Raw genomic sequence first — 19,109 nt, 5'->3', positions numbered from 1 at the left:
TCGCCCCGCGCACCCTTTTCCAGAGCCGCCCTTGCCGCTAAGCAAGTATGTGACCGCCGCCCAAGGACATCCCGCCGACATGCCCCGGATCGACCGCTATATCCTCAGCCAGTTGCTGACCCTGTTCGGCTTCTTCGCGCTGGTGCTGGTGTCGGTCTATTGGATCAACCGCGCCGTCAGCCTGTTCGACGACCTTCTGAGCGACGGGCAGACCGCGCTTGTGGTGCTGGAATTCACGGCGCTGACCCTGCCCCTGGTGATTTCGGTCGTCCTTCCGGTCGCGGCCTTCGCGGCCACGGCTTACGGCACGAACCGGATGGCGGGCGAATCCGAACTGGTGGCGATGCAGGCGGCGGGGCTGTCGCCCTGGCGGCTGGCGCGGCCGGTGCTGGTCTTCGGGGTCTTCGTGGGGCTGATGGTGGCGGTGCTGGTGCATGGCCTGGTGCCCATGGCCCGCGCGCGGCTGGCCGACCGGCAGGCGGAACTGGCCCAGGACGCGACCGAACGGTTCCTGCGGCCCGGCAGCTTCCAGTATCCGGCGGACGGCATCACCCTGTTCATCCGCGACATCGCCAGCGACGGCCGCCTTCTGGATCTGTTCATCGAGGATGCGCGCGATCCCGCCAACCAGGTGATCTACACCTCCGAGGAAGCCCTGGTCGTGCGCGCGGAAACCGGGCCGGTGCTGATCCTGCTGCGCGGCCTGTCGCAGAACCTGCGGCAGACGGGGGACCGCCAGTCGCTGGCCGTCACGCGCTTTGCGGAATTCAGCTATGACGTGGGGGCGATGCTGTCGGGCGGGACGCGAAAGAGACGCGATCTGCGCGATTACGGCACCTTGCAGTTGCTGAACCCGGACGCCGCGCTGCTGGCCGCGACCGGCGCCACGGCCCCCGACGCCCGGCGCGAGGCGCATGAAAGGATCGCCCAGCCCCTGTTGTCGCCGGTTGCGGCGATGATCGGCTTTGCCACGCTGCTGATCGGCGGCTATTCGCGCTTCGGCGTCTGGCGGCAGGTGCTGTGGGCGATCCTGGGGCTGATCCTGGTGCAGTTCCTGACCAATGCGGCGGCGAACCAGGCCGGGCGCGATCCGTCGCTGTGGCCCCTGCTTTATGTCCCGGCAGGGGTGGGGGCGGTCATGTGCGCCGCCCTGCTGTGGATCGCGGGCAGGCCGCGGCGGCTCAGGCAGAGGGGCGCCCCGGCATGATCCTTGCCCGCTATGTCGCGCGCCGCTTCCTGCGGTCCTTCGTCACCATCACCGGGGCCTTCCTGCTGATCCTGCTGCTGATCGACATGATCGAGATGATCCGCCGGTTCTCCGACCGCGACATCGGCCTGGGCGGCGCGCTGGGCCTGGCGGCGCTGAATGTCGCGTCCAGTTTCTATTCGATCCTGCCGCTGCTGACGGTGCTGGCGGGGATCGCGCTGTTTCTGAACCTGGCGCGCACGTCCGAAATGGTGGCGATCCGGGCATCGGGACGTTCGGCGCTGAAGGTCGTGACCGCGCCCGCCGTCACCGCCGTCCTGGTCGGCGCGCTGACGGTGGCCGTTCTGAACCCCCTGGTCGCCGTCACCGGCGCCCGCTTCGACGAGGCCGTGGCCGAGATCGACCGGAACAGCCGCCAGACCGTGTCGGTGGGCGACAGCGCCGTCTGGCTGCGCCAGGCCGTGGCCCAGGGCACCGAGGAAGCGGGCCAGATCGTCATCCGCGCCCGCCGCGCCAGCCCCGACGCCACGACGCTTTACGACGCGACCTTCATGGTCTTCGACGAGGCGAAAGGCCCCGTCCGCCGGATCGAGGCCAGGGAAGCGCGCCTTGCCCCCGGCCGCTGGGAATTGTCGGACGTGCGCGACTATCCCCTGTCCGACACCAATCCCGAGGCCGCCGCCACATCGGCCGACCGGATGGAACTGGCCTCCGACCTGACCGCGCAGCGCATCCGCGAAGGCTTCGGCCGCCCCGAGGCGGTGCCGGTCTGGAACCTGCCGGGCTTCATCGCGGGCCTTGAACGGGCAGGCTTTTCCGCCGCCCGCCACAAGGTCTGGCTGCACATGGAACTGGCGCGCCCCTTCCTGATGGCCGCGATGGTGATGATCGCCGCCGCCTTCACCATGCAGCATGTGCGCGGCCGCAACACGGGCGGCGCGGTGCTGCTGGCCTTCGGGGCCGGGATCGGGCTGTTCTTCCTGCGCAATCTGGCGCAGGTTCTGGGCGACAATGGACAGGTTCCGCCCTGGCTTTCCGGGTGGACGCCGCCGCTGGTGGGGGGTCTGCTGGCGCTGACGCTGATCCTGGCGCGGGAGGACGGATGAAAACGCGCGTGCTGACATGGGGGATCTGCGGGGCCGTGCTGATGATGGCGCCGTCCCTGGCCCTTGGCCAGACGATGCTGAGCCAGGATCCGGGCCTTGGCGCGGGCGGCATGGGCGGGGCCGGCGGCTTTCGCTGGAACGACGAGGCCGCCCTGGCGCCCACCGCCGATCCCCTGGGCGATGCCATCCTGGGCGACCGCACCCCTTATGCCCCCAGGTTGCAGGCCGCGGCGCCCGACGCCGACGTCACCCTGCCCGCCCGCGACCCGGGCGGGCCGGAAGACGACGCCGCCACGGTCCTGGCCGACAGCATGGTCCTGCAAGGGGACCGGACGCTGATCGCGGCGGGGGGCGTCGTCGTCTGGTACCACGGCGCGCGGCTGGTGGCATCGCGCATCGTCGTGGACGGGCCGACGGGAACCCTGACCATCGAAGGCCCGATCCACCTGTCCCGACCCGGCGCGGCCGACCCCGATGCCGAGGCCGTGCTGATCGCCGACAGCGGCCAGCTTGACCGCGAATTGCAGGACGGCATCATCCGCGGCGCCCGCCTGGTGCTGGCGCGCGAATTGCAGCTTGCCGCGACCGAGGCGACGCGCACCGGCAATGGCCGGACGACCACCCTGCGCCAGGTCGTCGCCTCGTCCTGCCAGATCTGCGCCAGCGACCCGACGCCATTGTGGGAAATCCGCGCCCGCAGCATCACCCATGATGCGGAAACGCGGCTGCTGACCTTCGATCGCCCGCAGTTCCGCGCCTTCGGCGTGCCGCTGGCCGCCGTGCCCTTCACCGTGACGGCGCCCGATCCCACCGTCGAACGCCGCACCGGATTCCTGCGGCCCCAGTTCCGCACCACCTCCAGCCTGGGCTTCGGGGTCAAGGTTCCCTACTTCGTCACCCTGGGCGATCATGCCGACGTGACGGTGACGCCCTATGTCTCGGCCGATCGCACAAGAACGCTGGAACTGCGGTATCGCCAGGCCTGGACAAAGGGCGTCACCGAATGGAACGGCGCGATCACCCGCGACGACATCCGGCCGGGCGAGACGCGGGGATACCTGTTCGGCAATGCCCTGTTCGACCTGCCGCGCGGCTATCGGCTGGGGGTGCAGGTGCAGGCCGTGTCCGAACGCGCCTATCTGCTGGATTACGACATCACCGATGCCGACAGGTTGTGGAGCGGGTTCACGCTGGAACGCGTGACCCGTGACCGGCTGTTCTTCGGCCGGGTCGGAAACTATCGCTCGCTGCGCGAGGACGAGGACAACAGCACCTCTCCCGCGCAGGTGGCCGACGTGATCTGGCAGCGGCGCTTCACGCCCGATTACATCGGCGGGCAGGGGCTGCTGGAATGGTCGGTCCACGCCCATCGCCGCCCCTCGGACCAGGATCAGTTGGGTCGCGACATGGCCCGCGCCTCGGTCGGGCTGGACTGGCGGCGCAGCGAGATTCTGCCCGGCGGGGTGGTGGGCGCCGCCCTGGCCGGCCTGAACGCGGACATCTATCGCATCGCGCAGGACAGCGGCTATGACGACCTCGAGGCCCGCGCCGATCCCATGCTGGGCGTCGAACTGCGCTGGCCCCTGATCGGCGGCAGCGACGGGGCCACGCATATGGTCGAACCGGTGGCGCAGATCCTGTATTCCCCCCCCGGAGGTGACGGGGACATCCCCAACGAGGACAGCCGCCTGATCGAGTTCGACGAGGGCAACCTGTTTTCCGAAAGCCGCTTTCCCGGCTGGGATGCCCGCGAAAGCGGCCTGCGCGCCAATCTTGGCGTGACCTGGACGCGCCTCGATCCGACCGGCTGGTCGCTGGCCCTGACCGGCGGGCGCGTCTTCCGCACCGAAGCCGACCTGGACTTTCCCCCGAATTCGGCCCTGTCGGGGACCAGTTCCGACTGGCTGGTCTCGGCCCAGTATGACAGCGGCACCGGCCTTGCCATCGCCAATCGGGCACTGTTCGACGACGACCTGGACATGTCGCGCAACGAATTGCGGCTGGGCTGGCTGCGCGACGACCTTCAGCTTTCGGCGGGGCATCTGTGGCTGGACGGCTATGCCCAGGACGACACCGCCGTTCCGGACATCAGCGAACTGGTCGCCAATGTCGGCTGGCAGATCCGCGACGGCTGGTGGGGCAGCGCCGAGACTCGCTACGATTTCGTGGCCGACCAGGCGCAACGCGCCTCGCTGGACGTCACCTATCGCAACGAATGCCTGACCGTCGAAATGGGCGTGTCCCGGCGCTTCACCAGTTCGGACAACGTGAACCCCGAAACCAGCGTGGGATTCTCGGTCCGGCTGGGCGGCTTCGGGATGCAGGAAGATCTGCCGGGCACGGTGGCGCGCCGGTCCTGCATACGCTAAGCTTCGCGCCAAGAAACGAACACGCCAACAAAAGACACGGGGGCCAGCAGATGCGGCATTTCCTTTCCGGCTTCGCCCTGACGGCGGCGCTTGCGGCAGCGGCACCGGCCCTTGCGCAGAACCCGTTCGAGCCGGTGGTCTATATCAACAGTGCCGCCATCACCCGCTATGAGGTGGAACAGCGCCAGCGTTTCATGCAGATCCTGGGCGCCCCCGGCACCACGGCCGAACAGGCGCAGCAGGCGCTGATCGACGACCGGCTGCGCAACCATGCCGCCCGGCAGCTTGGCATCGTCCCGACCGACGAAGGCCTGCAGAACGGGCTGGAGGAATTCGCCGGCCGCGCGGGCCTGTCGGCGGCCGAATTCACCGCCGCGCTGGAAGGCGCCGGTGTCGAACCCCAGGCCTATCGCGATTTCGTCAGCGCCGGCCTTGTCTGGCGGCAGGTGATCCGCGAACGCGTCGTGCCCCGGATCAAGGTGTCCGAGGCCGAGGTCGATCAGGAACTGCGCCGTGTGATCGAGACACCGATCCTGTCGCGGGTGCTGATTTCCGAACTGATCATCCCCGCGCCTCCGGGCCAGGAGGAACAGGCGCTGAACCTTGCACGCCAGATCGCCGGGGCAGGCCTTTCGTCCGACGAATTCGAGGCGGCGGCACGGCAGTATTCCGCCGCCGATTCGGCCCAGTCGGGCGGACGCCTGGCCTGGGTGAACATCGACAACCTGCCGCCCAGCCTGCGCCCGGTCATCACGGCCCTGCAACCCGGCCAGACGACCCAGCCCCTGACCGTCGAGGGCGCGGTGGTGTTGTTCCATCTGCGCGACAGCCAGGGCACGCTGCGCCCTGGCGCCACCGAACAGGTGATCGACTATGCCACCCTGCGCCTGCCCACGGCGGCGGATGCAGCGACCTTGGGCGCGCGGACGCGGTCCTGCGACGACCTTTATGTCCAGGCGGGCGCCCAGGCGGGCCAGGTCCAGCGCCAGACCGTGCCACAGGGCGCCGTTCCCACGCTGATCGCGCAGCGCCTGGCGACGATGGACGCGAACGAAACAGGCGTGGTCGATTACGGCAATGGGGCCGATCTGGTGATGCTGTGTTCCCGCCAGCCCGCCCTTGCGGCCGACCTGTCCGATGACGTGGCCACCACCGCCTTGCCCGATGACGGAGTCGAGGCCGCGATCCCCGAGGCCAACGCCCTGCCCACCCGCGAAGCCGTCCGGGACGAGATCTTCAACCGCAAGGCCAATGCCGCAGCCGAGGCCTATCTGGCCGAACTGCGCGCCGAAGCCCTGATCCGCCGACCGTGACGATGCGGCGCATCATCCTGACCTGCGGCGAACCGGCAGGCGTCGGGCCGGAACTGGCCCCGCAGGCGCTGGCGTCCGGCGTCGATTTCGCCTGGATGGGCGATCCCCGGCACCTGCCGGCAGGCACGGCCTTCGCCGAGATCGCCCGCCCCGACGACCCGGTTCCTGCGGGCCACATGCCCGTCCTGCGCCACGACTTCGCCGTCCCCGCGGTTCCGGGTCGCCCCGATCCCGCCAATGCGGCGGGCGTGATCGCCGTGATCGCCCGGGCGGTCGATCTGGTATCGGCGGGACAGGCGGCGGGCATCTGCACCCTGCCGATCAGCAAGCAGGCGCTGAAGGAAGGCGCGGGCTTCGCCTTTCCGGGCCATACCGAATACCTCGCGCACCTGGCGGGGGGCGTGACGGTGGCGATGATGCTGGCCTCGACCACGGTGGAACCGCCCTGCCGCGTGGTGCCCGCGACGATCCACATTCCCTTGCAGGACGTGCCCGCCGCCCTGACCGACGGGGTCCTGGAACAGGCGATCCGCATCACCCATGCCGCGATGATCCGCGACTTCGGCATCGCCGCGCCGCGCCTGGCGGTGGCGGGCCTCAACCCCCATGCGGGCGAGGGCGGCACGATGGGCCGCCAGGAAACCGACTGGATGGCACCGCTGCTTGCGCGCCTGCGGGCCGAAGGCTTCGACCTGTCCGGCCCCCTTCCCGCCGACACGATGTTCCATGCCCCGGCTCGGACCCGATACGACGCGGCGATCTGCACCTATCACGACCAGGCGCTGATCCCGATCAAGACGCTGGATTTCGCGGGCGGCGTGAACGTCACGCTGGGCCTGCCCTTCATCCGCACCTCGCCCGACCACGGCACCGCCTTCGACATCGCAGGCAAGGGCATTGCCAGCCCCGCATCCACCATCGCCGCCCTGCGCATGGCCCGCGACATGGCCGCGGCGCGGGCATGAGCACCATCGACAACCTGCCGCCCCTGCGCGAGGTGATCGCCCGCCACGACCTGCGGGCGAAAAAGCAGCTTGGGCAGAACTTCCTTCTGGACCTGAACCTGACCGCCAAGATCGCGCGCCAGGCCGGTGACATGACCCAGTGCGACGTGCTGGAGATCGGCCCAGGCCCAGGCGGCCTGACCCGTGGCCTGCTGGCGGAAGGCGCGCGCCATGTCCTTGCCATCGAAAAGGATGCCCGCGCCCTGCCCGCCCTGCAGGAAATCGCCGACCGCTATCCGGGTCGCCTGACGGTGATCCACGGCGATGCGCTTTATGTCGATCCCCTGGCCCATCTGACCCCGCCGATCCGAATCGCCGCTAACCTGCCCTACAATGTCGGCACCGAACTGCTGATCCGCTGGCTGACCCCGCCCGAATGGCCGCCCTTCTGGCAGTCGCTGACGCTGATGTTTCAGAAAGAGGTCGCGGAACGCATCGTCGCCGCGCCCGGCAGCAAGGCCTATGGCCGCCTTGCGCTGCTGGCCCAGTGGCGGGCCGATGCCCGCATCGTGATGACCCTGCCGCCCGAGGCTTTCGTGCCCGCCCCCAAGGTCCATTCGGCGGTGGTCCAGCTGACCGCCCTGCCCCAACCCCGCCAACCCGCCGATCCGGCGGTCCTGTCGCAGGTCACGGCGGCGGCCTTCAACCAGCGGCGCAAGATGCTGCGCGCATCCTTGCGCGGCCTGCATCCGCAGATCGAATCGCTGCTGGAACAGGCGGAGATTCCGCCCACCGCCCGCGCCGAGGAGATCGACCTCGAACGGTTCTGCGCCTTGGCCCGCGCCTTGCAGGATGCCCGGCAAAGCCAATGAAAAGGGCCGCTGACGGTTCGTCGCGGCCCTTCGATCCTATTCTTCGCCGGCAGGGGTTTCCTGGGGCGCGGGTTCGCCCTCGGCCGACTTGCGACGGCCGCGCGGGGCGCGAGGCGCCGCAGGCTTGTCGCCGCGCGGGGCGCGGGGGGCGCGAGTGCGGGCAGGCTTGGCCGCCGCCTCGGGCGTCTCGACCGGGCCGCTGGCTTCATCTTCCGAAGTGGTCACCGCGTCAGGCAACCCCCCGGCATCGGGTGCCATGACCGGATCGGGCTGCGAGGGTTCCTGCGGCGCGGGCTCCGGCTGTGTCGAAGCGGGTTCGGGCTGCATATCGCGCCGTTCCTCGGGCGCCGGCTCGGACCGGGGATGTTCGCGTTGGCCCTGGTCGCGGGACCCGTGGTCGCGCTGCTGGCCCTGATGACCGTTGTCGCGCCCGCCTTGATCGCGGCGTCCCTGGTCGCGGCCGTTGCCATTGTCACGGTTGTTGTCGTCGCGGCTGCCGTGGTCGCGCGCAGCCTGCTCGCGGTGCTGGTGGCCGCCATTGCCGTTCGCCGGGACATCACGCCCCTCATCCCCGTCCTGGCGGGGCTGGTGGAACTGCTGGCGTTCGGCCATTTCCTTCTGCGCCTCGCCCAGCATCCGCGTGTAATGCTCGGCGTGCTGCAGGAAGGACTGCTCGGCCACCCGGTCCCCGGACAACTGCGCGTCGCGGGCCAGGGTCAGGTATTTCTCGATGATCTGCTGGGGCGTGCCGCGTACCTTGCCCTCAGGGCCAGAGCTGTCGAAGACGCGGTTGACGATATTGCCCAGCGAACGCTGGCGGTTCGACTTGTTGCGCGAACGGGATTTCGATGATCTCATCAGTTTGTCTGTCGTGATTCCAGTGTAATCCGGGATCCAGTGATCTGGACGGCATCGCGGGCGGCACGGGCGTCACAAATATGGACTTTGCTGTTCAGCCCAGGACCTTCGCCCGAACAAACGCGATCGGCGTTCATCAGGGAAACGGCTTTTGCAGGCAGACCCGTGCGTTGGCATCGCTGCCCCCTGCACAAGGGCGACTAATCATGCCCCGCGCGGGCTGACAAGTGAAAACTTGCATGAATGCGGCGATTCACGGGTTTCAGGCGGAAAAACGGGCCAGAACGACACGGTCGCGACCGTCCAGATCGCGGATCACCCGTGTCTCGGCCCCTGCTTGCGCAAACATCGCGGCCACGGCCTGGGCCTGGGTCGGACCGATTTCCACCAGCACATGCCCGCCGGGCGTCAGGCGGTCCGTAGCCCCCGCCGCAATGGCGCGATAGGCCGTCAGCCCGTCCGCGCCATCGGTCAGGGCCGAATGGGGTTCCCAATCCCGCACATCGTCGGAAAGGCCGGCCATCTCGTCCAAGGCGATATAAGGCGGGTTCGACACGATCAGATCGAAACGGCCCGTCACGCCGCCATACCAGTCCGACAGGGTGAAATCCGCCTCAACCCCGATCCTGGCCGCATTCCCCCGCGCCACCTCCAGCGCCGCAGCCGAGATGTCCGTCCCCAGCCCCCGCGCCCCCGGACGTGCCGCCAGCAGGGATATCAGGATCGCCCCGGTTCCCGTGCCCAGGTCCAGGACGCTTTTCCAGGGCAGGCCAAGCGCCTGATCCACCAGCACCTCGGTTTCCGGGCGCGGGTCCAGGGTGTCGGGGGTGACGCGGAAGCGATGGGCATAGAAGTCGCGAAAACCGACGATCTGCGCAACCGGCTGGTGCGCGCTGCGGGCGGCCAGGTCCCGGTCCAGCCGGTCCATTTCGCCACCCGTCAGGGCGCGGTCGCCCAGCAACCGCAGCCGCCCCGGCTCGATCCCCAGAACCGCAGCCAGGATCCGGTCGGCGTCGCGGGCCGCACCCTCGATCCCCGCCCTCGTCAGCCGCCGGGCGGCATCGCGACGAGCCTCGGACAGCCTCATCCCTCGGCGGCCAGGCGCGCCGCCTGGTCATGGGCGGTCAGCGCGTCGATGATGTCCCCCAGATCGCCCGCCATGATCCGGTCCAGCGCGTAAAGCGTCAGGTTGATGCGGTGATCCGTCATCCGCCCCTGCGGGAAATTATAGGTGCGGATCCGTTCGCTGCGATCGCCCGACCCGACCTGCGACTTGCGGTCCGCCGCCCGTTCGGCATCGGCGCGCGAACGCTCCATGTCGTAAAGCCGGGCGCGCAACACGGCCATGGCATTGGCGCGGTTCTGGTGCTGGGACTTCTCGCTGCTGGTGACGACGATGCCGGTGGGCAGGTGGGTGATGCGCACCGCCGAATCGGTGGTGTTCACATGCTGGCCGCCAGCGCCGCTGGCGCGCATGGTGTCGATGCGGATGTCGCCGGCGGGGATGTCGATATCGACCTCCTCGGCCTCTGGCAGGACTGCCACGGTCGCGGCACTGGTGTGGATGCGCCCGCCCGATTCGGTTTCGGGAACCCGCTGGACGCGGTGGACGCCGGATTCGTATTTCAGCCGGGCAAAGACGCCCTCGCCCTCGACGCGGGCCACGGCTTCCTTGACGCCGCCCAGTTCGGTTTCCGTCAGGTCCAGCATTTGGAAGGTCCAGCCCTGCTGTTCGGCATGGCGGCGATACATCGACAGAAGATCGCCCGCGAACAGCGCGGCCTCGTCCCCGCCGGTGCCAGGGCGGATCTCGATGATGGCGGGGCGGGCATCGGCCGCGTCCCTGGGCAGCAGGGCGATGCGCAGCGCCTGTTCCAAGGCCGGCATCTCGTCCCGCAGGCGGGCCAGTTCATCGGCGGCAAGGTCGCGCATCTCGGGATCGGCCAGCATGGCCTCGGCCTCGGCCAGGCCGGCGCCGGCCTCGCGCCAGCGGGCGATCTGCTCGACCACGGGCTTCAGTTCGGCATATTCGCGGCTGATCCGGGCGATCTGGTCGGGGGCCGCGCCGGCGTTCAACTGCGCTTCGAGAAACTCGAACCGCTGGACGATCTGGGACAGGCGATCTTCGGGCAACATGGCAGGGGATTACCCGCGCCCGATCAGGCAAACAAGGACTTCTTCGTTGCCGAAATACCCTCGGGGGTCCGGGGGCAGACAGCCCCCGCTGCCGCGGGACCGAGGTCAGCGCCGCGTCCAGCCGTAAAGCGCGATCAACTCCATCGCCACATGCGCCCCGGCGATCGCCGTGGCCCCGGTCGTGTCATAAGGGGGCGAGACCTCGACCACATCGCCGCCGATCAGGTCCACCCCCGCCAGCCCGCGCAGCAGCGCCGCCGCCTGCCAGCTTGCCAACCCGCCCCAGATCGGCGTGCCGGTGCCGGGCGCGAAGGCCGGATCCAGCGCGTCGATGTCAAAGGTCACATAGACCGGACGCTCGCCGATCACCTGCCGGATCCGGGCCAGCGTGGCGTCCACCCCGTCGCGATGCACCGACGGCGCGTCAAGGATCGTCACGCCCAGCGTATCGGGATTGTCGGTGCGGATGCCGATGCTGACGCTGGCCGCAGGATCCACGGCCCCCTCGCGGATCGCCTTGTAGAGAAACGTCCCGTGGTCGATCCGGTCCGGGTCGTCGTCCATCCATGTATCAGAGTGGGCGTCGAACTGGATCAGCGCCACCGGCCCGCGCCGGGCCGCCACCGCGCGCAGGATCGGCAGGGTGATGGAATGATCGCCCCCCAGCGTGATCGGGGCGGCGCCGGCGTCCAGGATCGCGCCCAGATGCGCCTCGATCCGCGCGGGAACCTCTCGCGTGTTGGCGTAATCGAAGGCCATGTCGCCGTAATCCACCACCGTCAGCACGGACAAGGGGTCATAGCCCCAGCCATAGGGCGCATCGAAGGCCTGCAGCGCCGAGGCCTCGCGGATCGCGCGGGGGCCGAAGCGCGTGCCGGGGCGGTGCGTCACCGCCTGGTCGAAGGGGATGCCCGTCACCGCAACATCGACGCCCGCCAGGTCCTTGCTGTATCGCCGGCGCAGGAAGCTGGTGGCGCCGCCGAAGGCGTTCTCGAAGGACAGGCCGCGCGGGTCCTTCCGGGTAAAGGCCTGATCGACCTGGTTCTTTGCATCCTCAAGCGCCATCCAAGCCATCCCGCCCTGCTGCAATGCGACATCGTGGCGCAGCGCCGCGCGCATCGCAAGCGTCCCGGTTTGATCTGCATCAGGGCGGCGGTCGCGAATGGCCGGCATCATCCATCCCGGGCGCGCGAGACATGAAACGAGAGACAGCCATGAAGACATCCCTTCTTGCCATCGCCGCACTGGGCGCGCTTGCGCAGCCCGTGCTGGCCCAGACCGCGCTTCCGCCGGATGCCGACCTGCGAGCCGCCGCCCTGGAATGGTTCGAGCCCATTCCCCAGACGCCCCAGGCCCCGGCCAACAACGTGCTGACCCCGGAACGGGTGGATCTTGGCGCGATGCTGTTCTTTGATCCGCGCATGTCGCTGTCAGGCCTGTTTTCCTGCCAGACCTGCCACAACGTGGGCCTGGGCGGCGTGGACGGGCTGACCACCTCGATCGGCCATGGCTGGCAGCAGGGGCCGCGCAACTCACCCACGATGCTGAACGCGATCTTCAACATCGCGCAGTTCTGGGACGGCCGCGCGCCCGACCTTGCCGAACAGGCGAAGGGCCCCGTCCAGGCCGGGGTCGAGATGAACAACACCCCCGAAAACCTGATCGGCACGCTGAACTCGATGCCCGGCTATGTCGAGGCCTTCGAGGCGGCATTCCCCGACGAGGCGACGCCCGTCAGCTTCGACAACTTCGCCCGCGCGATCGAGGCGTTCGAGGCGACCCTCATCACCCCCGACAGCGCCTTCGACCGCTATCTGAAAGGCGATGACGCGGCGATGACGGAACAGGAAAAGCGCGGTCTTGCGGCCTTCATGGACACGGGCTGCACCGCCTGCCATTCCGGCGTGAACGTGGGCGGCCAGGACTATTATCCCTTCGGTGTGGTGGAACGGCCCGGCGGATCGGTCCTGCCCGAAGGCGACCGGGGCCGCTTCACCGTGACGCAGACGGCCAGCGACGATTATGTGTTCCGGGCAGCACCGCTGCGCAACGTCGCGCTGACCGCGCCCTATTTCCATTCCGGGGCCGTCTGGGACCTGCGCGAGGCGGTGCAGATCATGTCCTCGTCGCAGCTTGGCACCGAACTGGCCGAAGCCCAGACCGACGAGATCGTGGCCTTCCTGGGCACACTGACGGGCAAGCAGCCGCAGGTGGTCCACCCGATCCTGCCGGTGCGCGCGTCCGACAGCCCGCTGCCCCAGCCGATGGTGCAATGACACCCGGCCCGGCCCGGCGATTGCCGGGCCGGGTTCCCCGAATCGCCTTGCATACGCGGCATTCGCCGCTATAAGACCCCATCCTTCCGCCGAGATCTTGCAACCGGCGCAGTCTCTCGTGACGGGTGCGGAAGGATTGCCCGTCGATGAAATGCGCCCGAAAAACTGAAAGGGATGCCATGCCTCTGTATGAGCATGTGCTGATCGCCCGCCAGGACCTGTCGAACACGCAGGCCGAAGGGCTGATCGAACATTTCGGGACCGTGCTGGCCGACAACGGCGGCCGGGTCATCGAAAACGAATACTGGGGTGTCCGCACCCTCGCCTACAAGATCAACAAGAACCGCAAGGGCCACTATGCCTTCCTGCGTTCGGACGCGCCCTCGGCCGCCGTGCAGGAAATGGAACGCCTTGCCCGCCTGCATGACGACGTGATGCGCGTCATGACCGTGCGCGTGGACAAGCACGAGGAAGGCCCCTCGGTCCAGATGCAGAAGCGCGAAGAGCGCGGCGAGCGTGGTGACCGCGGCGATCGTGGCGACCGCCCGCGCGGCGACCGCGACCGTGGCGACCGTGATCGCGGTGGTGATCGTGGTGACCGCGGCGAACGCCGCGAGCGGACTGAAAGGATCTGATCATGGCGAACAAACCGTTCTTCCGCCGCCGCAAGGTTTGCCCGTTCTCGGGCGAGAATGCGCCCGCGATCGACTACAAGGACACGCGTCTGCTGCAGCGCTACATTTCCGAGCGCGGCAAGATCGTGCCCTCGCGCATCACCGCCGTGTCCGCCAAGAAGCAGCGTGAGCTGGCCCGCGCCATCAAGCGCGCCCGCTTCCTGGCGCTGCTGCCCTATGTCGTGAAGTAAGGAGACGAGGACATGCAAGTCATCCTGCTGGAACGTGTGGCCAAGCTTGGCCAGATGGGCGAAGTCGTCAACGTGAAAGAGGGCTTTGCCCGCAACTTCCTGCTGCCGCAGGGCAAGGCGCTGCGCGCATCGGACGCCAACATCAAGGCATTCGAAGGCCGCAAGGTGCAACTGGAAGCGCAGAACGCCGAAACCAAGGCCGAAGCGCAGAAGATCGCCGACAAGCTGGACGGCCAGACCTTCGTGGTCATCCGTTCCGCCTCGGACGCCGGTGCGCTGTATGGTTCCGTGACCACCCGCGACGCGGCCGAAGCCGCGACCGAGGCCGGCTTCACGCTGGACCGCAAGCAGGTCGTGCTGAACAACCCGATCAAGGAACTGGGCCTGCACGAGGTCAACGTCGTGCTGCATCCCGAGGTCGAGGCGACCATCCTGCTGAACGTCGCGCGTTCGCCCGAGGAAGCCGAGCTTCAGGCGCAGGGCAAGTCGATCCAGGATCTGGCCGCCGAAGCCGATGCCGCGGCCGAGTTCGAGATCGCCGAACTGTTCGACGACATCGGGGCAGCCAACGACAGCGACGACGACCGCTAAGGGTCCGCCCGCACACGCAAAGTTCAGGGCCGCGGCGGGAAACCGTCGCGGCCCTTGCTTCGTTCTGGTCCAAATTGTTTCCCGCCGGAACCAGACGTATCATGGACTTGATGATTGGCAGCCGTCCCCGGACGGATTTTTCGCATTACTCCGCAGGACATCCGATGCCTGATCCCCTTTCCCAGCTTCTTGCCAGCCGCGACTGGATCATGGCCGACGGGGCGACGGGGACGAACCTGTTCAACATGGGCCTGCCGTCGAATGTCGCGCCGGAATTGTGGAATGCCGACCGCCCCGATGCGGTGCGGCGCCTGTACCAGGACGCGGTGGATGCCGGGGCCGACCTGTTCCTGACCAACACCTTTGGCGGCAATGCCAGCCGTCTTCGTCTGCAAGGGGCCGCGCATCGGGTGCGCGAGCTGAACCTTGCCGGCGCCGCCATGGCGCGGGACGTCGCCGACGCCTCGGGCCGCAAGGTGGTGGTGGCGGGCAATATCGGCCCCACGGGCGAAATCATGGCGCCCATCGGAACCCTGTCCCATGCCCGCGCGGTCGAGATGTTCCACGAACAGGCCGAGGCCTTGAAGGAAGGCGGCGCCGATATCCTGTGGGTGGAAACCATCAGTTCCGAACAGGAATTCCGCGCCGCTGCCGAAGCCGCCCGCATGGCCGACATGCCCTGGTGCGGCATGATGAGCTTTGACACCGCCGGCCGCACGATCATGGGCGTGACCTCGGCGCAACTGTCGGCCCTGGTGGAACGCCTGCCCAATCCGCCCGTCGCCTATGGCGCGAATTGCGGCGTAGGCGCGGCGGATCTGCTGCGGACGGTGCGCGACTTCGTGGCCTCGGGGAACGAACGGCCGATCATCGCCAAGGGCAACGCGGGCATCCCGCATCTGGAAGCCGGCAGCCTGCATTACGACGGCACGCCCGAAATCATGGCGGATTACGCCTGGCTGGCCCGCGACCTCGGGGTGCGGATCATCGGCGGCTGCTGCGGCACCACCCGCGACCACCTGCGGGCCATGCGCGACGTCCTGGAATCGCGTCCCGCAGGCCCCCGCCCGTCGCTGGAGGAAATCGCCGGACGGCTTGGCGGCTTCAGCGCCATCCAGACCATCTGAGGGACGGCGACGCATAGCCCGACCCGGCAAAAAAGGGGCCGAACATCATGTTCGGCCCCTTTTCAGTCCATCCCGCGGATCAGGCGGTGCGCTGCCTGCGACGGTTCAGGACTGCCAACCCACCCAAGGCGCCCAGCATCAGCATCCCGGCGGCAGGCAGCGGCACTGGCGCAATCTCGACAGCGGCAAGGGCGGCATCAGGGCGACCCAAATTGTCGTTGCCATCCGGATCCACGAAGAACGAGAAGGTGGTCCCGATCAACCGGAAGCCTTCAGCCTTGCGATAGCCGTTCCCGCCCGGATAAACCTTGTCGGCGACCACCGTCACGTCGGGAACACCGCTGGGAGTTCCTTTAGAGACATAGGCGATTTCGGCATTGCTACCGTCACGGGCGATGAACAGGTCCAGAAACCACGTCGCCACCAATGCGACGTTGCGCGAAAAGACGATCTGAATATAGTCCTTGGAATTGCCTGATATCTCGGACCCCGAGATGCCCAGGCCGTCGTTCACGCAGGCCAGTTCAGGCACCGGAGAGGTGCAAGCCTCGGGGGCGCGAATCTCCCCCCGAGAGGAGGTCAGCGTCCAGTCGATCGACCCCACACTGCCCGTCAATGTTCCAGAGGTTCCAACAGGATAGGCCGTGAAATCGATCATCGCAGCCTTGGCAGGCGCTGCGACAGCCATCAAGGCCAATGCTGCGACTGCTATACCCTTGACATTTCTTACCATTTATCGATTCCCATTGCCCTAATGCGTGGTAGAGAAGTTCTGGCAGACGTCCCTCAGCCTCACTATAACGCAAAAGGGAAACTTTTTTCCCGCCATTTTTAATTAATTTTTGTTTATTAATGCAATATGTTTCAATTGATAAATATGTCTGCGGGTGACGGAGCATATCAATGGAACATATCCGCTTTGCGGATGTTGTCCGTGCTTCCTATCCTTGTTCCTTCTCGACAATTCCCCTCGTCGCCAAGCCCGGTGTCAGGCAGTCGATCCGGATCCCAATAGCCAGGACCCTGACCATGACTGAAAAACGCGACAGCAAGACTTCCGTTCTTCGGGGTCTGATGAACAAATGCCCCAATTGCGGCGAAGGCCGGTTGCTTCGGGGATATCTGGCAGTGCCCGCCCAGTGCGAGGTCTGCCATGCGCCACTGGGCCGCTATCCTGCGGCGGACGGTCCGGCCTTCTTTGCCATGACCATCATGCTGCTGCTGTTGATCCCGCTGATCGGGTTCACCTGGGTGCTGTTCCGGCCCAGCCCGGTGATGCTGCTGGTCATCACCGGCGTCATCACGACCGTGCTGACCCTGATCCTGCTGCGCTTCGTCAAGGGGGCGTTCATCGGCTATCTTTGGGCCAAGAACGAACAGGATCGGGGCGCCTAGAACAGCGACAGCTGATCCCCGGCCTTGGGCGGCGGGCCGAAGCGGCTGCAATCCAGGGGCGCGGCCTCCCTGTGATAGCCCAGCCGCCTGCGTGCCAGCCGGAACCGCTGCAAGGCCAGGTCCGCAAAGGTTCCCTGGCCTTGGAAGCGGTGGCCGAAGCGGGGATCGTTGTCCTTGCCGCCGCGCATGGCCTGGACCCGGTTCATCACATGCGTCGCCATGCCGGGGCGGTGGCGATCCAACCAGTCGCGGAACAGGGGCGCGACCTCCAGCGGCAGGCGCAGCGGGATCATGCTGGCGGTGGTGGCGCCTGCATCGCGCGCGGCGGTCAGGATCGCCTCGATCTCGGGCTCGGTCAGAACGGGAATGACCGGGGCGACCATCACGCGCACCGGCACCCCTGCCCCGGCCAGGGTGCGGATCATCCGCAGCCGCGTGGCAGGCGCAGGCGCGCGCGGCTCCATCGCGCGGGCCAGATCGGCGTCCAGCGTCGTGATGCTGATGCCGACCGCCGCCATCCGCTTGGCCGCCAGCTCAGCCCACAAGGCCAGGTCGCGCAGCACGACTTGTCCGCGCGTGACCAGCGTGATCGGATGGTTCCAGTCCGACAGCACCCGCAGGATCCCCGGCATGATCGCCAGCTTCGCTTCGATGGGCTGGTAAGGGTCAGTATTGGTGCCAAGCGCGATCGGCGCGGGGCGATAGCCGGGCCGCCCCAGTTCGCGGGCCAGCAAGGCGGCGGCATCGGGCTTGGCGGTGATCAGCGTCTCGAAATCCAAACCCGGCGACAAGCCAAGATACGCATGGGTCGGCCGGGCATAGCAGTAGATGCAGCCATGTTCGCAGCCGCGATAGGGATTGATGGACCGGTCGAAGGAAATGTCGGGCGAGGTGTTGCGCGTGATGATGCTGCGCGGTCGTTCCATCGTGACCTGGGTGCGCAGCAACCGGCTTTCCTCGGGGATGTCCCAGCCGTCGGCTTCGCGGATCCTTTGATGCGGCTCGAACCGGCCGTCGGGGCGGGTATCCGTGCCTCGGGCTTTCAGGCGTTCGTCGGGATCGCGTGGCGGAAGCATGACCGCAAGTCTAGAACATTACAGGAACATTTACCAGCACTTTTGGTGGTTGATGTTCCCCTTGGCCGCGCCCATCCTGCCCCCATCACAGACAGGAGGCCGTCATGACCGACGACTATACCCCGCCAAAAGTGTGGAGCCAGAAGGGCCAGAACGGAGGCCAGTTCGCCAGCATCAACAAGCCCACCGCCGGGGCGCAGTTCGACCGCGACCTGCCGGTGGGCAGGCATCCCCTGCAGCTTTATTCGCTGGCCACGCCCAACGGCCAGAAGGTCACGATCATGCTGGAGGAGTTGCTGGAGGCGGGCCATGACGCCGAATACGACGCCTGGCTGATCCGCATCGGCGACGGCGACCAGTTCGGCAGCGGTTTCGTGGCCGCCAATCCCAACTCCAAGATCCCCGCAATGATGGACCATTCCGTGACGCCGCCTCGCCGGGTCTTCGAATCCGGGTCCATCCTGGTCTATCTGGCCGAGAAATTCGGCGCCTTCCTGCCCGCCGATCCCGCCGCACGGACCGAGGCGATGAACTGGCTGTTCTGGCAGATGGGCTCGGCCCCCTTCCTGGGGGGCGGCTTCGGGCATTTCTATGCCTATGCGCCGGTCAAGATCGAATACGCCATCGACCGCTACACGATGGAGGCCAAGCGCCAGCTTGACGTGCTGAACCGCCATCTGGCCGACAACCGCTTCATGGCAGGCAACGAATACTCCATAGCCGACATGGCGATCTGGCCCTGGTACGGGCAGGTCGTTGCAGGCAAGCTCTATGGCGATGCGGCGACGTTCCTGGACGCGGGCATCTACGGCAATGTCCGCCGCTGGCAAGATGAAATTGCCGCGCGTCCTGCCGTGCAGCGCGGGATCATGGTCAACAAGACCGGCGGAGAGCCGTCGCAGCAATTGTGGGAACGCCACGACGCATCCGATTTCCAGACCCGGACGCAGGAGAAGCTGAAAAGCCTTCAACGG

18 protein-coding genes and 1 pseudogene are annotated in these 19,109 nt (G+C 67.5%); 13 read left to right on the top strand and 6 right to left on the bottom strand.

Features of this window, described 5'->3' with window-relative positions; translation table 11 throughout:
* The first annotated feature begins 79 nt into the window (after positions 1-79).
* The 6 genes from lptF to rsmA are packed head-to-tail and all read left to right on the top strand — an operon-like array spanning position 80 to position 7,811.
* Positions 80-1,207: an LPS export ABC transporter permease LptF gene (gene lptF / locus CK944_RS10775; RefSeq protein ID WP_103173068.1), complete on the top strand. Its 1,128-nt coding sequence runs from the start codon at positions 80-82 to the stop codon at positions 1,205-1,207.
* Positions 1,204-2,313, top strand: coding sequence for an LPS export ABC transporter permease LptG (gene lptG / locus CK944_RS10770; RefSeq protein WP_103173134.1), 1,110 nt, complete (start codon positions 1,204-1,206; stop codon positions 2,311-2,313). The genes lptF and lptG overlap by 4 nt, the downstream gene beginning before the upstream one ends.
* Complete coding sequence (locus CK944_RS10765) at positions 2,310-4,682, top strand: LPS-assembly protein LptD (RefSeq protein ID WP_239986037.1); 2,373 nt, start codon at positions 2,310-2,312, stop codon at positions 4,680-4,682. The genes lptG and CK944_RS10765 overlap by 4 nt, the downstream gene beginning before the upstream one ends.
* A gap of 50 nt (positions 4,683-4,732) precedes the next feature.
* Positions 4,733-5,995: a peptidylprolyl isomerase gene (locus CK944_RS10760; protein ID WP_103173067.1), complete on the top strand. Its 1,263-nt coding sequence runs from the start codon at positions 4,733-4,735 to the stop codon at positions 5,993-5,995.
* 2 nt (positions 5,996-5,997) lie between these two features.
* Positions 5,998-6,960 carry a 4-hydroxythreonine-4-phosphate dehydrogenase PdxA gene (gene pdxA / locus CK944_RS10755; protein ID WP_103173066.1) on the top strand — a complete coding sequence of 321 codons (963 nt, stop codon included), beginning with the start codon at positions 5,998-6,000 and terminating at the stop codon, positions 6,958-6,960.
* Positions 6,957-7,811 (top strand): 16S rRNA (adenine(1518)-N(6)/adenine(1519)-N(6))-dimethyltransferase RsmA, encoded by an 855-nt coding sequence (gene rsmA / locus CK944_RS10750; RefSeq protein WP_103173065.1) that lies wholly within the window; start codon positions 6,957-6,959, stop codon positions 7,809-7,811. Before pdxA ends, rsmA begins: the two co-directional genes overlap by 4 nt.
* 36 nt (positions 7,812-7,847) lie before the next feature.
* Here the strand turns inward: rsmA and CK944_RS10745 are convergent, their stop codons facing one another.
* The 4 genes from CK944_RS10745 to speB all read right to left on the bottom strand — a co-directional run bounded on the left by CK944_RS10745 (position 7,848) and on the right by speB (position 11,870).
* Positions 7,848-8,669 carry a DUF4167 domain-containing protein gene (locus tag CK944_RS10745; protein ID WP_103173064.1) on the bottom strand — a complete coding sequence of 274 codons (822 nt, stop codon included), beginning with the start codon at positions 8,667-8,669 and terminating at the stop codon, positions 7,848-7,850.
* A gap of 262 nt (positions 8,670-8,931) precedes the next feature.
* Entirely contained in the window at positions 8,932-9,756 is an 825-nt protein-coding gene (gene prmC, locus CK944_RS10740; protein WP_103173063.1) for a peptide chain release factor N(5)-glutamine methyltransferase, read from the bottom strand.
* A complete protein-coding gene (prfA, locus tag CK944_RS10735) occupies positions 9,753-10,805 on the bottom strand; it encodes a peptide chain release factor 1 (protein ID WP_103173062.1) in 1,053 nt (350 codons plus the stop codon). The genes prmC and prfA overlap by 4 nt, the downstream gene beginning before the upstream one ends.
* A gap of 105 nt (positions 10,806-10,910) precedes the next feature.
* Positions 10,911-11,870: an agmatinase gene (speB, locus tag CK944_RS10730; RefSeq protein ID WP_103173132.1), complete on the bottom strand. Its 960-nt coding sequence runs from the start codon at positions 11,868-11,870 to the stop codon at positions 10,911-10,913.
* 149 nt (positions 11,871-12,019) lie between these two features.
* Here speB and CK944_RS10725 point away from each other — a divergent pair, with 149 nt between their 5' ends.
* The 5 genes from CK944_RS10725 (at position 12,020) to bmt (ending at position 15,664) form a co-directional block, all read left to right on the top strand.
* The gene (locus CK944_RS10725; RefSeq protein WP_229664967.1) at positions 12,020-13,081 is read left to right on the top strand and encodes a cytochrome-c peroxidase; all 1,062 of its coding nucleotides are present in this window, start codon (positions 12,020-12,022) and stop codon (positions 13,079-13,081) included.
* 179 nt (positions 13,082-13,260) lie between these two features.
* Positions 13,261-13,716: a 30S ribosomal protein S6 gene (rpsF, locus tag CK944_RS10720; protein WP_103173060.1), complete on the top strand. Its 456-nt coding sequence runs from the start codon at positions 13,261-13,263 to the stop codon at positions 13,714-13,716.
* Between the two features lie 2 nt (positions 13,717-13,718).
* Positions 13,719-13,946 (top strand): 30S ribosomal protein S18, encoded by a 228-nt coding sequence (gene rpsR, locus CK944_RS10715; protein WP_103173059.1) that lies wholly within the window; start codon positions 13,719-13,721, stop codon positions 13,944-13,946.
* Between the two features lie 12 nt (positions 13,947-13,958).
* A complete protein-coding gene (gene rplI / locus CK944_RS10710; protein ID WP_103173058.1) occupies positions 13,959-14,537 on the top strand; it encodes a 50S ribosomal protein L9 in 579 nt (192 codons plus the stop codon).
* A gap of 164 nt (positions 14,538-14,701) precedes the next feature.
* Positions 14,702-15,664 carry a betaine--homocysteine S-methyltransferase gene (gene bmt, locus CK944_RS10705; RefSeq protein ID WP_103173057.1) on the top strand — a complete coding sequence of 321 codons (963 nt, stop codon included), beginning with the start codon at positions 14,702-14,704 and terminating at the stop codon, positions 15,662-15,664.
* A gap of 79 nt (positions 15,665-15,743) precedes the next feature.
* On the opposite strand, the gene CK944_RS10700 is transcribed toward bmt, so the two are convergent.
* Positions 15,744-16,322, bottom strand: coding sequence for a VPLPA-CTERM sorting domain-containing protein (locus CK944_RS10700; protein WP_239986036.1), 579 nt, complete (start codon positions 16,320-16,322; stop codon positions 15,744-15,746).
* A 416-nt stretch (positions 16,323-16,738) separates the two neighbouring features.
* Between CK944_RS10700 and CK944_RS10695 the strand changes: the two genes are divergently transcribed.
* The gene (locus CK944_RS10695) at positions 16,739-17,059 is read left to right on the top strand and encodes a DUF983 domain-containing protein (protein WP_239986035.1); all 321 of its coding nucleotides are present in this window, start codon (positions 16,739-16,741) and stop codon (positions 17,057-17,059) included.
* Here the strand turns inward: CK944_RS10695 and CK944_RS10690 are convergent.
* The gene (locus tag CK944_RS10690; RefSeq protein ID WP_103173054.1) at positions 17,056-18,135 is read right to left on the bottom strand and encodes a PA0069 family radical SAM protein; all 1,080 of its coding nucleotides are present in this window, start codon (positions 18,133-18,135) and stop codon (positions 17,056-17,058) included. The two genes, CK944_RS10695 and CK944_RS10690, sit on opposite strands and share 4 nt — an antisense overlap.
* Positions 18,136-18,239: 104 nt before the next feature.
* Between CK944_RS10690 and yghU the strand changes: the two are divergent.
* Positions 18,240-19,097: pseudogene (gene yghU / locus CK944_RS10685) on the top strand (glutathione-dependent disulfide-bond oxidoreductase); the annotation flags it as partial.
* Between the last annotated feature and the right edge of the window lie 12 nt (positions 19,098-19,109).

It is taken from the genome of Paracoccus sp. SY, assembly GCF_002901215.1.
GTDB classification, from domain to species: domain Bacteria; phylum Pseudomonadota; class Alphaproteobacteria; order Rhodobacterales; family Rhodobacteraceae; genus Paracoccus; species Paracoccus acridae.
This window is presented reverse-complemented; position numbering and strand designations above follow the sequence as displayed.

Excerpts from the sequence above, each read along its gene's own strand:
- speB (WP_103173132.1), bottom strand. The coding sequence starts at position 11,870 with ATGGCGCTTGAGGATGCAAAGAACCAGGTCGATCAGGCCTTTACCCGG.
- rpsR (WP_103173059.1), top strand. The coding sequence starts at position 13,719 with ATGGCGAACAAACCGTTCTTCCGCCGCCGCAAGGTTTGCCCGTTCTCG.
- lptG (WP_103173134.1), top strand. The coding sequence starts at position 1,204 with ATGATCCTTGCCCGCTATGTCGCGCGCCGCTTCCTGCGGTCCTTCGTC.
- pdxA (WP_103173066.1), top strand. The coding sequence starts at position 5,998 with ATGCGGCGCATCATCCTGACCTGCGGCGAACCGGCAGGCGTCGGGCCG.
- bmt (WP_103173057.1), top strand. The coding sequence starts at position 14,702 with ATGCCTGATCCCCTTTCCCAGCTTCTTGCCAGCCGCGACTGGATCATG.
- CK944_RS10745 (WP_103173064.1), bottom strand. The coding sequence starts at position 8,669 with ATGAGATCATCGAAATCCCGTTCGCGCAACAAGTCGAACCGCCAGCGT.
- CK944_RS10760 (WP_103173067.1), top strand. The coding sequence starts at position 4,733 with ATGCGGCATTTCCTTTCCGGCTTCGCCCTGACGGCGGCGCTTGCGGCA.
- CK944_RS10700 (WP_239986036.1), bottom strand. The coding sequence starts at position 16,322 with ATGATCGATTTCACGGCCTATCCTGTTGGAACCTCTGGAACATTGACG.
- rplI (WP_103173058.1), top strand. The coding sequence starts at position 13,959 with ATGCAAGTCATCCTGCTGGAACGTGTGGCCAAGCTTGGCCAGATGGGC.
- prfA (WP_103173062.1), bottom strand. The coding sequence starts at position 10,805 with ATGTTGCCCGAAGATCGCCTGTCCCAGATCGTCCAGCGGTTCGAGTTT.
- CK944_RS10765 (WP_239986037.1), top strand. The coding sequence starts at position 2,310 with ATGAAAACGCGCGTGCTGACATGGGGGATCTGCGGGGCCGTGCTGATG.
- prmC (WP_103173063.1), bottom strand. The coding sequence starts at position 9,756 with ATGAGGCTGTCCGAGGCTCGTCGCGATGCCGCCCGGCGGCTGACGAGG.
- CK944_RS10690 (WP_103173054.1), bottom strand. The coding sequence starts at position 18,135 with ATGCTTCCGCCACGCGATCCCGACGAACGCCTGAAAGCCCGAGGCACG.
- rpsF (WP_103173060.1), top strand. The coding sequence starts at position 13,261 with ATGCCTCTGTATGAGCATGTGCTGATCGCCCGCCAGGACCTGTCGAAC.
- rsmA (WP_103173065.1), top strand. The coding sequence starts at position 6,957 with ATGAGCACCATCGACAACCTGCCGCCCCTGCGCGAGGTGATCGCCCGC.
- lptF (WP_103173068.1), top strand. The coding sequence starts at position 80 with ATGCCCCGGATCGACCGCTATATCCTCAGCCAGTTGCTGACCCTGTTC.
- CK944_RS10725 (WP_229664967.1), top strand. The coding sequence starts at position 12,020 with ATGAAGACATCCCTTCTTGCCATCGCCGCACTGGGCGCGCTTGCGCAG.
- CK944_RS10695 (WP_239986035.1), top strand. The coding sequence starts at position 16,739 with ATGAACAAATGCCCCAATTGCGGCGAAGGCCGGTTGCTTCGGGGATAT.